9 protein-coding genes are annotated in these 12,279 nt (G+C 70.9%); 7 read left to right on the forward strand and 2 right to left on the reverse strand.

The window, feature by feature from the left end:
• Nucleotides 1–414: 414 nt before the first annotated feature.
• Entirely contained in the window at nt 415–606 is a 192-nt protein-coding gene (locus ACH4SP_RS03355; protein ID WP_398408692.1) for a hypothetical protein, read from the reverse strand.
• Nucleotides 607–813: 207 nt separating this feature from the next.
• On the opposite strand from ACH4SP_RS03355, the gene ACH4SP_RS03360 reads away from it, so the two are divergent.
• The 4 genes from ACH4SP_RS03360 (at nt 814) to ACH4SP_RS03375 (ending at nt 4,050) form a co-directional block, all read left to right on the forward strand.
• Nucleotides 814–1,518: a DUF4232 domain-containing protein gene (locus tag ACH4SP_RS03360; protein WP_398408694.1), complete on the forward strand. Its 705-nt coding sequence runs from the start codon at nt 814–816 to the stop codon at nt 1,516–1,518.
• 223 nt (nt 1,519–1,741) lie between these two features.
• Nucleotides 1,742–2,152, forward strand: coding sequence for a hypothetical protein (locus ACH4SP_RS03365; protein ID WP_398408696.1), 411 nt, complete (start codon nt 1,742–1,744; stop codon nt 2,150–2,152).
• Between the two features lie 394 nt (nt 2,153–2,546).
• Nucleotides 2,547–2,858, forward strand: a complete 312-nt coding sequence (locus tag ACH4SP_RS03370; RefSeq protein WP_398408697.1) for a hypothetical protein — start codon at nt 2,547–2,549, stop codon at nt 2,856–2,858.
• On the forward strand, nt 2,851–4,050 hold the full coding sequence (locus ACH4SP_RS03375; RefSeq protein ID WP_398408699.1) for a response regulator: 1,200 nt from the start codon (nt 2,851–2,853) through the stop codon (nt 4,048–4,050). The genes ACH4SP_RS03370 and ACH4SP_RS03375 overlap by 8 nt, the downstream gene beginning before the upstream one ends.
• Nucleotides 4,051–4,068: 18 nt before the next feature.
• Here the strand turns inward: ACH4SP_RS03375 and ACH4SP_RS03380 are convergent, their stop codons facing one another.
• Nucleotides 4,069–4,398, reverse strand: a complete 330-nt coding sequence (locus tag ACH4SP_RS03380) for a putative quinol monooxygenase (RefSeq protein ID WP_398408701.1) — start codon at nt 4,396–4,398, stop codon at nt 4,069–4,071.
• 59 nt (nt 4,399–4,457) lie between these two features.
• Between ACH4SP_RS03380 and ACH4SP_RS03385 the strand changes: the two genes are divergently transcribed.
• The 3 genes from ACH4SP_RS03385 (at nt 4,458) to ACH4SP_RS03395 (ending at nt 12,279) form a co-directional block, all read left to right on the forward strand.
• Nucleotides 4,458–4,817, forward strand: a complete 360-nt coding sequence (locus ACH4SP_RS03385; protein ID WP_398408703.1) for a MerR family transcriptional regulator — start codon at nt 4,458–4,460, stop codon at nt 4,815–4,817.
• Nucleotides 4,818–5,193: 376 nt separating this feature from the next.
• Entirely contained in the window at nt 5,194–6,375 is a 1,182-nt protein-coding gene (locus ACH4SP_RS03390) for a calcium-binding protein (RefSeq protein WP_398408705.1), read from the forward strand.
• A 588-nt stretch (nt 6,376–6,963) separates the two neighbouring features.
• Nucleotides 6,964–12,279, forward strand: coding sequence for a type I polyketide synthase (locus tag ACH4SP_RS03395; RefSeq protein ID WP_398408707.1), 5,316 nt, complete (start codon nt 6,964–6,966; stop codon nt 12,277–12,279).

Raw genomic sequence — 12,279 nt, forward strand, 5'->3', positions numbered from 1 at the left:
CATCGCATTAACCTTGGGGAACAGAGTAAATTTCTGCCAAAGAATGAGTAATAACCGTCCCTGGGCTGGGAATTCGTCCAACGATCAACCGCTCGGTGGTGATCACGTGCAGATCGCGTGGAGCGCCGGCGGCGATTCTGTTCGCGCGGCCTTGCGATCGCGACGTGGTCGAGGGCGTCGGGGAGGCCTTGTTCGGGAGCGCTCGGGGGAGGTGCTGGGAGGAGCGTGATTCGGGCTCCCGGCCCCCGGTCCGCGAGGGCTGAGGCGCACGCGAACGCAACCGCTCGGCGAACGGCCCACTGCCGACGTCCGCGTGGAAGCCGGATGCGTCGGCGAACCGCTCGCCCGGTGGGTACTCCAGGCTGCTGCCGCCCAGGAACGCCGGCCGGGGAACCTTGGTCCCGGGCGGTGCTTTCAGCAGCGCCTGCGCGCTTCTCGGCACCAGGTGGTCAGGCACCTTGATGCCGACACCGCAGCGTCGTGCCCGGCGACGGCCTCGGCCAGGGCGGTGGGGTGTGCGGATGCGTCGAGGAAGTCGGCGATCAAAGGGGCCGTTTCGGGGAGTTTCGTCTCCCGTGCGCAGTGGCTGGTGTCGAAGACGTGCACCTGCGCCTCGGGCAGGGCGCGCAGAGTGGAGTGCGTCCCGGCTTCCGGTAAGCACGCGTCACCGCGGCCGCACAGCGCCGGAGTTGGCGGACCGTGCGGTCATTACGCCTGTGACAGAACGAAGACGTCGCGGAGGACTGCCTGTAACTCGGTGCGAGATACAAATACTTCCGACCGCACACACCGCGCTGCTCCTGGGGGAACACCGTGAAGTACACCCGCATCACTGCTCTTGCCGCCATCGGCGTTGCCGCCACCCTCTCGCTCACCGCCTGTGGCGGCGACGACTCCGTGAAGGACTCGTCGTCCTCTCAGGGTTCCTCGTCCTCCTCCTCGTCCTCGTCGTCCGCTCCGTCCTCGGACGGCGGCGGCTCGAAGGCGGAGGGGGGATCGGGCTCCGGCGGATCGGACGCCGGCGACGCGAAGTCGGGCTCGGGCAAGGACAGCGGGTCCCGTGCCGACGCCGGTACCGACGCCGCGAACGGCGCGACGAAGACCAGTGGCAAGGCCAAGTTCTGCAAGACGGAGGACCTGGCGATCGACGCCAGGAACGCCGCGACCGACAAGGACTCCGGCAGGATCGACATCACGATGATCAACCGGGGTTCCACCACCTGCTCGGCGACGGGCTTCGCGGGCGTCAACATCAAGGACGCCGACAACACCTCGAACCCCATCGAGCGCGGCCGCGCCGAACCGCGCATCACCACCCTGAAGCCCGGCGACGCCGCCGTCTTCAACCTCGCCTACGACATCGACAACACCGGCAACAGCCTCGCGCACCCGACCCACATCCAGGTGACGCCCCCGAACGAGACCCACACCGTGAGCCTGAACTGGCCCGCGGGCGCGGGGGAGATCAAGGGCGCCTACACCGACGTTCAGGTCTACCCCACGCACACGACCAAGTAGGGGCGGGTCCGGTGGGGCCACAAGTGCCGCGCGCACAGCGGGACTTGGGTGCGTACCCCGGCGTAGGTCCGCCCGAAGTCCCGGTGGGCCGAGCGCTGCCGACCGGCGTTCCCGGAACGGTGGCTGGCACACGCGCATTGGCCTGCGCGTGCCCTTCACGGCTCCCGGCGCCGGGGCTAGCGTCGAAGGCCAGGAATCCACATACGCTCCGTTGGGGACGACGATGCTCCAGTCACGTGAGTTGTTCGACAGCCTGGCTTCCCGGGCAGACCACCTCGACATCCAGATCCTGGCCAGGGCTGCCGACGCCCTCTCCGAGTGCGAACAAGCAGTCACCGCGTGCGTGACGGGGATGCTCGCGGAGAAGGACGGCGACGAACTCCGGGTCGCCATCAACCGTGACCTGGACTGCGCCGACGTGGTGGCTGCCACCCGGCGCGTACTGACGCGTGGGACGGACGCGGATCACGCGCTGCTGACCCTGCAGTTGGAAGCGTGCGCGCTGGCCTGCGAGCGGAGCTTCGAGATGTGCAGTCAGTACGCGAGGCACCACGAGCACTGCCGCATCTCCTCACAGGCCACGGAGCGCGCCACCACCGCATGCCGCGAGGTCCTTCAGGCGCTGCGGCCCTAGCGCGCCGGCGCTCAGCAGAACACGACGTCGCCCAGACCCGGCCCCTCGTGCCGCCGCCAATCTTCGAGGGGCGCGGCTCCGGGCGCGTACCAGATCCTCGTAGCCGCTGACCGGCTCCCGCCGCAACCCGCACCACCGACCGGGCCTCGACGGCATCGGTGTTGCCGATCAGCGGGCTTCGGCGGCACAGGCGGTTTCCGGCAACACCCGGCTGAGCTGGGGCAAGCGCGTTGCGGCGGGGAAGGACGTGGCGGCAGCGCTCATCGCAACGTTGCGGATGCTGCGTTCGCCAGGTGCAACGGGTGCGGGACCCACCATGCTGTTTCCTCTCCGGAGGCTCATCCGGGGTGGGGACACGGCCTGGATGCACGGCCGTTGGCCGAAGAGGAATCTGGTGAAGAGTTCACTGTTGTCGATGCGGGCCGCGCTCGTGCTGCTCCTGGCGGTACTGGCAGGAGCAGGAGCCGGGGCACTGTCCCTCCTCGCGGGCAGGTCCCTCGCGGAGAGCGTTCTGATCGGTGCGGGAGCTGCGGGACTGGCGGTCACGTTCTTCGACCGGCTCATCGCCGCCGACAGCGCTCCCGGCAGCACGTCCGGGAGCACGTCCGAGAGCAATGCGGGCAGCAATGCGGGCAGCGCTCCCGGCAACGCCGTACCACCCAACAGTCAGGGTCCGGCAGCTGCGGCCGGTGACGGCAATGGGTGATCTCCGGCCACTGGCCGACAGCCTGGGCCCGGAGTCCAGCGCCCTGGCACAGGCACTGCGCGAGCTGTTCTGCGGACTCGACGTGTCCGTGCGCCGGTACGCCAGCCGCCGCTACCGGGACGCGGGAACGCTGTCGCGCTATCTCAGCGGCACCCGCGTTCCTCCGTGGGAGGTAATCATGGATCTCTTCACCGACCTCGCCGAACACTGCGGCATCCCTCCCACCCCGGAGGCGATCGAGCTGGTGCGCCGTCTGCACAGCGCGGCCGTGGAGACCAGCGCGTCGCCCCGGCACGCCGTTGAGCTGCTGGAGGCCCAGCTCGCGGATGCCGACCGCACCGCCCGCCGCTCCACCGCCCACGGCGACGTACTGGGCGAAGCGCTCCTCGACCGTCGGCACCGCATCGCCGATCTGGAGGTCCGGCTCAGCCAGTTGGAGGCGGAATGGAGCGCGGAGCGGGCCAGGGCAGACTCTCTGGCCGAGGCCCTGGAAGCCGAAACACAGGAGCAGACGCCCGACGTCGCCGACCTTCTGCTCGAACGAGGGGTGCTCCGCCAGGAAGTCAGCCGGCTGACCGGAGAGTTGGAGGAGGTACGGAAGCGACGGGATTTCGCGGAGGAGCGCTGCGAACTTCTGGAGCGGCAGCTGGAGGCGATCGAAGCGGTCGAGGTGGTCGAGGCGGTCGAACTGGCCCCGCCGGAAGCCCCTGTTCCTGTCCCCGTTCCCGTCGCTGTTCCCGCTCCCGTCCCCGCTCCGGCCCCCGTGCCTGCGCCTGTGCGCGTGCCGCAGTGCATGCCCAAGGTGCTCATCGTGGACGACCAGGCGGACAACCTGCTCGCGATGACCGCCGTACTGTCCTCGCTCGACCAGCAGCTCGTGGCCGTGAGCAACGGACGTGACGCCCTGAAGGCCCTGCTCGACCACGACGACTTCGCGGTGATCATTCTGGATGTCCAGATGCCGGAGATGGACGGCTACGAGACAGCGGCCCACATCAAGCGGCGCACCCGCAACCGGGACATCCCCATCATCTTCCTCACGGCCATGGGCACCGACTCCGAGCACTCCGCCCGCGGTTACGCGGCCGGCGCCGTCGACTACATCGGCAAGCCCTTCGACCCCTGGGCGCTGCGTGCCAAGGTCTCCGTCTTCACCGACATCTTCCTGGAACGCCGACTGCGCGCGGGATGAGCCGGGACTTCGCCGCGCTCAGGCGGGAACCGGTTCGGCCTCGGGATACGGGCTGAGCATGGTGTCGAAGTAGCCGTCCGGGGCTCCCTCCAGGAAGGTCGACAGGTTCTCCAGGAAGGCGCGCAGCGGGGGCGTCGCGTTGTGCCGGTCCAGGTCTTCCTGCGAGCGCCAGACCTCGTACAGGAAGAAGCGGCCGTCCTCGTGCTCGTGGAGGTGGTACTGCAGGTTGCCGGGCTCCTGCCGGGTGGGTTCCACGAAAGAGGAGAGGATGCGCCGGACCTCGTCCGCGCGCTCCGGCCGGGGGCGGAGGAAACCGTAGAGGGAAATGGGGTGAACCGTGTTCGTCATGGCCCTCACGCTAAGATCTCACATCAATGTGAGATTCAAGGGTTTGTGAGGGGCGTCACATGAAGATCGGCGAACTCGCCGCGGCGACGGACACATCCGTCCGGCTCCTGCGCTACTACGAGGAGCAGGGCCTCCTGACGTCCTACCGTCTCGACAGCGGCCACCGCCGGTACGACGACGGTGCTCCCGCCGTGGTCCGTCGCATCCGCGCACTGCTGGACGCCGGGCTTCCGACCCGGGTCATCCGTGATCTCCTGCCGTGCGTTCGCCAGGACGGTACGGTCGCCGAATGCCGGCTGGGGACCCTCCAGGAACACCTCCAGGGTCTGGACGACCGGATCTCGGCGCTGTCGGAGACCCGCACCTCGCTGGCCGGGCTCATCGCCGCCACCCGGACCCACGCACCGACACTCGCGTAGGCCCTCCTGGCCCACCGGCTCGAACCGTTGTGCTGGTTCACGGGCTAGCGGTCGGAATTGTCCGCGAAGGGTCGCCGGACGGTCGGGAGTGGACATATTTATGCGGCTCTATCCAGCCATTCCCGAATCACAGGTACTTCGTGGGCTAACTGCGGTTTTTGTCCCTGGTCTCCACGGTTGCGCCGCGGGAAAGTAGTACCGGCATATGCACCACCCCGGGCGGCTCCGCGAGGAGCGCGCACGGTCTGCCGATGCTCCGGCTCTCCGGGGCATTCGCCAGACCCTTCTTGACAGTTCCACCGCCGGTCCGCCCTGTTGCGAAGCCCCCGGACCCAGGACTCGTGCGTGACGGCGGCCGGTAGATCGGAGTTCCTCCGTGTCTTCCACGTCCCCAGCCCGCCACCGCTCCTGGCGGACCCGGCTGACCGCCCTGCTCGGCGGAGTCGTCCTCGCCACGTCAGGTCTGTTCGCGCTGGCCGCACCGGCCCACGCCGACGCCGACCTGCAACTGTCCGAGTCGGCCGACCCCGTCGCGGTCAACACCAGCTACACGTACACCATCAACCTTCCCTTCATCGGCGACTCGTTCGCCAGCCAGTTCAACATCACCGCCGACCTGAGCGGGGCTGCGGCGACCTTCACCGGCTGGTCGATAGCCAGCGACGTCACCGACACCTGCACCCTGACCGGGACGCATGCCGCGTGCACCATCTTCCCCGACAACCTCACTGCTGACCACGGGGTGATCACTCTGACCGTGCTGCCCACCGCGGCGGGCACCGTCAACATCACCTCGACCGCCACCGTCCCCGGGTTCGGGCAGTGGGGCACCGACAGCATCAGCACCACGATCGAGGGCCCCTCAGGGGCCGACTTGGCGACCACCATCGCCGACACCCCCGATCCGGTCGCGCTGGGCGACTCGTTCACCGACACGGTGACCGTCACCAACAACGGCCCCAGCACCGCGACCGGCGTGACCACCGCCGTCGTCTACACCGGGTCCGCCGCCGCGATCGGCACCATCACACCCAGCCAGGGCACCTGCTCGCCCAGCGGCTCCACGGTCAACTGCGCCTTCGGCTCCCTGGCCAACGCGGCCTCGGCCACCGTGACCGTCAGCGTGGCCCCCTCGGTGACCGGCACGGTCACCGCGACCGCCACCACCACCGCCACGGAGACCGATCCCGTGCCGGGCAACAACAGCGCTGCCGAGTCCACCACCGTGAACAACGCCAACGGCTGCACCATCACCGGCACCAGCGGCAACGACACGATCAACGGCACCAACGGTGCCGACATCATCTGCGCGCTGGGCGGAAACGACACCGTCAACGCCGACAACGCCAACGACACCGTCTACGGCGGCGCCGGAAACGACACCCTCAACGGCGGCAACGGCAACGACACCCTCAACGGGGGCGACGGCGACGACATCCTGAACGGCAACAACGGCGACGACACCCTCAACGGAGACGCGGGCACCGACACCGCCGACGGCGGCAACGGCACCAACACCTGCCCCGGGGCCGAGAACCCCACCAGCTGCACCCCGTAGGAAGACGACCGCACCACGCGCCCGTCCACAGCTGCTGCCCCGGCCCGGACCAGGACCGGGGCAGCAGCGCTGTCCGGCCCCGGCTGCGGGAACGCGCCGGGTGCTCCGTGCCGGGGGCGTGAGCCGGGTGCGGTAGGGCGCGTGGATATGCGCAGGCGTTATGCCGCGATGTGGTGTGCGTTGATGCGCCCCCTCAAGGGGAATTGACGGTTCTGCTGTTTACGCATCAACTGATCTCAGACACCTGGCAGTTCGTGCGGTGGTGCCGGCGAGCAGCTGGGGTGTGTGGCTCTTCGGGCGGTTGCCGTCCCGGTGTGCCGCGGTGCAGGTCCGGTTCCGTGCCGCGGCCCGTGTGGTGGTCTGCCGGCCGCGCCGTGCCGTGCCGTGCGGCGTCGGCGAGCAGCCAGCGTCTTCCTCGCCCCTCTCTCCTCCCCCTCTCTCCTCCCCCCTCTCTCCTTCTCCTCTCGATGCTGCGGCGCAGTGCGGCGCTGTCGGCTGTCCCAGAAGGACGGACCTTCCCATGGCGACGGAGTTCGCCCGGTCCGACAGCACAGCCGTCGCCGAGCAGCAAGAAGGGTGGGTGGGGTTATGTCCTGTTCGCAGCAGATGCCGATCGCGGTGGTGGGGATCGGCTGCCGGTTCCCCGGTGGGGTGGATTCGCCGGGCGGGCTGTGGCGGCTGGCGGCCGAGGGGCTGCAGACGGCCGGGCCGGTGCCGGCCGACCGCTGGGACGCGGCGCGGCTCGCGGCCCTGCACGATCCCGAACTGGAGGCCCGGGCCGCGGTCGGGTGCTTCCTCGAAGGGGATGTGTGGGCGTGGGAGCCGGAGGCGTTCTCGGTGGCGCCGGCCGAGCGGGAGTGGGTGGATCCGCAGTCGAGGGTGATGCTGGAGGTCGCCTGGGAGGCGGCGGAGCACGCGGGCATCCCGATGGACCGGATGCGGGGTTCACGTACGGGCGTGTATGTGGGTACGTACGCGCCGGACAACCTCTTCCGCGAGGCCCGCCCGGTCGAGGACGCCCCCAACAGCCCGTACCTCTTCGGGAATTACACGGCCAGCACGGCGGGGCGGGTGGCGTTCGCGATGGACCTGCGCGGCCCGGTGATGGTGGTCAGCACGCACTGCTCGTCCAGCCTGGTGGCCCTGGATGCGGCGTGCGGGGCGCTGACGCTGGGCGAGTGCGATATGGCGCTGGCGGGTGGGGTGTTGCTGATGCTCGCGCCGCAGACCCAGTACTTCGAGGCCCCGCTGCTGTTGTCGGAGCAAGGGGCCTGCTACGCCTTCGACACGCGCGCCGACGGCTATGTGCGGGGCGAGGGGGCCGGTGCCGTACTGCTGAAGCGGCTGGTGGACGCGCGGCGGGACGGGGACCGGGTGCTGGCGGTGATCCGGGGCAGCGCGGTCAACAACGACGGACAGTCCACCCGGCTGACGGCGCCGTCCACGGAGATTCAGCAGCGCCTGTTCCGGGAGGTGGTGGACAGGGCCGGGATCGACCCGGGCGAGGTGGGGCTGGTCGAGGCGCACGGACCGGGCACGATGGTGGGCGACCCGATCGAGTACACCTCGATCAACGCCGTGTACGGGCAGGGAAGGGGCCGGTGCGCGCTGGGTTCCGTCAAGACGAACATCGGGCACGCGGAGCCGGTCTCCGGCATCGCCGGGTTCATCAAGGCGGTGGAGTGCCTGCGGCGCGGTGTGATTCCGCCCAACCAGAACTTCGAGGAGTGGAATCCGGGCATCGACCGGGCCGGGGAATCCCGGCTGTTCGTGCCTACCGGGCCGACCCGGTGGCCGGTGCCGGGCACCAGCCGCCTGGCCACGGTGTGTTCGTACGGGGTGAGCGGGACCAACGCCCACGTGGCGCTCGAAAGGGCGCCCGCCGTGCGCAGGCGGCGCGCCGGGAACGCGCGCCCGGCGGCCGGTCCCGGGCAGACGCGGTTGTTCCTGCTGTCGGGGAACTCGCCGCAGTCGCTGGGGCAGGCCGCCGGGCGGCTGGCCGACTGGGTGGAAGGGCAGGAGAAGGCGGAGAAGGTCCTTCCCGACGTGGCGCACACCCTCGCCCTGCGCCGTCACCATGCCGACCACCGTGCGGGGATCGTCGCCGGTGGACCCCGTCAACTGATCGAAAGAGCCCGGGAGTTCGGGGCCGGTGAGGAGCCCGACGGGGTGACCGCCGGGGTGCCGGTGCTGCCGCCGGAACACGCAGGGCCGGTCTTCGTCTTCACCGGACAGGGCTCGCAGTACGCGGGCATGTGTCAGGGGCTGCTGGCCGACGAGCCGGTGTTCGCCGCGGCCGTCGACGAACTGGAGCCGTTGATCCGGGGGGAGTCGGGGTTCTCCCTGCGCAGGATGATCCTGGAGCCCGCGGGGCTGGTCGGGGTCGACCGGATCCAGCCCACCCTGTTCGGGGTGCAGGTGGCACTGGCCGCGCTGTGGCGCTCCTGGGGCGTCGAGCCGGCCGCGGTGATCGGCCAGTCGCTCGGTGAGGTCGCCGCGGCCGTCGTCGCCCGGGCGCTGAGTCCGGCGGACGGGGCGAAGGTGATCTGCCGCCGTGCGGCGCTGCTCGCGAGGATCGCCCACGGGGCGATGGCCTCGGTGATGCTCAGTGCCGACGAGACCCGGGCCGCCCTCGACGCGGCGGGCGCCGACGGGGTCTCCCTCGGTGTGCTGACCGCACCCCGCACCACCGTCGTCTCCGGCGACGCGGCACAGGTCCGCGCCCTGGTCGACACCTGGAACGCGGCCGGCACGGTGGCCCGGACGGTCGACGTGGACGTGGCCTCGCACTCCGCACAGGTCGACCCGATCATCGACGAACTGTCCGCCGCGCTCGGCGACTTGTCGCCCGGCCGACCGCAGCGCACCGTGTTCTTCTCCACCGTCAGCGACGATCCCCGCGACCCCGGTCCGCTGGACGCCGCGTACTGGGTGCACAACCAGCGTGACACCGTGCACTTCCAGCGCGCCGTGACCGCCGCGCTGGAGGACGGGCACCGGCTGTTCATCGAGTGCACCGCACACCCGCTCGCCGCCCGCCCCATCCTCGACATCGCCGCCGCGACCGGTGTCCCGGACGTGCTGGCCGTGGGCAGTCTGCGCCGGGACGTGGACGATCAGGAAGCGTTCCTCACCCACCTGGCCACCGCGCACAGCGCCGGGTACGACGGGATCGACTTCGCCTCCCGCTACGGGGACGGCGAGCTGGCCGAGGTCCCCGGCACGGCCTGGAACCGCACCCGGCACGGCGGCGACCGGACCCCGTACACCCTCGTCGCCCCACATCTGCCGGCCGCGTCGCAACACCCGCTGCTCGGCGGCCACGTGACCGATCCCGACCGCCCCGGCCGGCACTGCTGGCAGACCCCCGTCGGCCCCCGGCGCCTGCCCTGGCTCGGCGACCACCAGGTGGCCGGCACCCCCGTCCTGCCCGGCACCGGACTCGCCGAGATGCTGCTGGCCGCCGCGGCCGAGGTCTTCGGCACCGACCGCATCGCGCTGAGCGACCTGCGCATCGAAGCGCCGCTGGTCCTGGACCCGGAACCCGAGGTCACCACCCGCCTCGAACGCACAGGGGATCACTCGATCGCGGAGGTCCTCACCCGTACCCAGGACGGCCCGCTCCGCCACGCCCGGGCCACCGTACGGCCCCTGACCGACGGGGAGTCGCGCCCCGAACCGGACGCGGCAGGGCTGCCCGCCGCCGATTGGACCGACTCCGACCCTGCTGACCTGCACCGGCACTTCCGCGACCGGCACCACGTCTTCCACGGCCCCGCCTTCACCGCCATCGACCGCATCCAGCTCCACCCCGGCCACGGCCGCGCCGCCGCCCGGGTGCGGATCGCCGACAGCGCCCGAGTCTCGGCCTGGACAATGGCACTGCACCCCGCCCTGGCGGACGAGTTCGTCCAGACGGCCGTGGCCGCCTGGCTCGACTCCTGCCCCACCAGCCCCGGACCGGTCGTGGTCGCCGGCGTCGACGAGATCCGCCTGTACGGTCCCACCCACCATGCCCGCCTCGCCTGCGTGGAACTCCACGACGCCGACGACCTGGCCTGCACCGCCTCCGGACAGCTGACCACCGCCTACGGCACCGTCGTCGCCGAACTCCGCGGCCTGCGCCTGGCCAACATCACCCCGCCCGAGCAGCGCTACACCGCCCGGCTGTCGCATCTGGCCTGGCTGCCCGCGCCCGCCGTCCCGGAGCCACAGGGAAGCGACCAGCAATGGCTGATCATCGCCCCCGAGAACACCGTGTGGGACAGGCGGCTCGGCCACCTGCTCGGCAGGAAGACGGCAGGCAGCCGCCGACTCACCCATCCCTGCGACCGCTCATCGACGGACCAGCAGCTGGCCCGGGCCCTCGGGACCGGGACCGGGGCCGGGACCGGGGCCGGACCACCGTGCACCCACGTCCTGCTCGTCCTCGGCAGCGACAGCGGTCCCACGGCCGCCCGTACCACCGTTCAGCGCACGCTGACCGTCCTGGGCCATCTGGCCGGGCGGGAGACGCCGCCCCGGCTGTGGGTGATGTGGCGCGGCGACCCCCCGATGGCCGCCGCCGGGGTACGCGGACTTCTGCGGACTGCCGCCTTCGAGCACCCCGAACTGAGGCCCAGCAGCCTGGAGTTGGCCGGTGACACCCCACTGGAGGCAGTCCTCGCCGACCTGATGGCCGACGACCTGCCGATCACCGAGATCGCCTGGCGGCACGGGACCCGCCACCTGGCCCGCGTACGGCCAGGCCCCGGCCCCACCGCGGACGGCCTGCCCGAGCCTGTCAGGGCCGGGAGCTATCTGATCACCGGCGGCCTCGGAGGCCTCGGACTGCTGACCGCACGCCGGCTCGCCGAACGCGGCGCCCGCCGCATCACGGTCTGCGGCCGCAGCGCCCCCACCGAGACCGCCGCACGGGCACTGGAGGACCTGCGCACCACGACCGGTGCGGCCATCGAGGTGGTGCGCGGCGACATCGCCGACCCCGGCACCGTCCGGCAGGCACTCAAGACGGCCACCGGCGGCGACACCCCGCTGCTCGGCATCGTGCACGCAGCCGGCGTCGTCGAGGACGCCACCCTCGCCCACCTCGGTCAGGAGCTGCTGGAGAGGGTCTGGCGCGGCAAGGCCGAAGGCGCCTGGGCCCTGCACGAGGCCACCCTCGACACGGACCTGGACTTCTTCGTCGTCTACTCCTCCCTCGCCTCACTGATCGGCTCCCCGGGCCAGGGCGCCTACGCCGCAGCCAACGCCTACCTCGACGCCCTCACCGCCCACCGGCACAGTCTGGGCCTTCCGGCCACCGGCATCCACTGGGGCGCCTTCAGCCACGTCGGCCGCGGCCAGCACCTCGCCCAACAAGGCTTCGTGCTCATCAACCCCACCGACGGGATGAACGCCTTCGAACGCATCCTGACCGAAGGCCACCGTCAGATCGCCTACAACTCCATCGACCCCGCCCAGTGGACCGCCCCCTACCCGGCCCTCCGCCACTCCACCCTCCTGACCCACCTGCTCACCGACACCCCGGCGGCAGCCGCTGCCACCGGCTCCCCGGTACGCGACGAACTCCGCACCGCCGACAGCGAGACGGACCGCCGCCGGATCCTGGAGGACTTCATCACCGGCCAGGTCCGCGAACTCCTCGGCGACACCACCCGCCACATCGGCCCCCACACCAGCCTGGTCCTCCTGGGCCTGGACTCCCTCGGTGCCGTCCAACTCCAGCAACGCCTCCAGAACGGCCTCAGCGTCCCCATCAAGCCCGGCGTCATCTGGACCAAACCCACCGCGGCGGCCCTCACCGACTGGCTCCTGGAGCAGATGGGCGAGACGGGCGAGATGGGCGAGACGGGCGAGGCAGGCCAGGCGGGCGTACGACCGGCCGAGAGCGGTGGTCGCTGA

The sequence above is a fragment of the Streptomyces sp. NPDC021093 genome, assembly GCF_044333135.1.
In the GTDB taxonomy this organism is placed as follows: Bacteria; Actinomycetota; Actinomycetes; order Streptomycetales; family Streptomycetaceae; genus Streptomyces.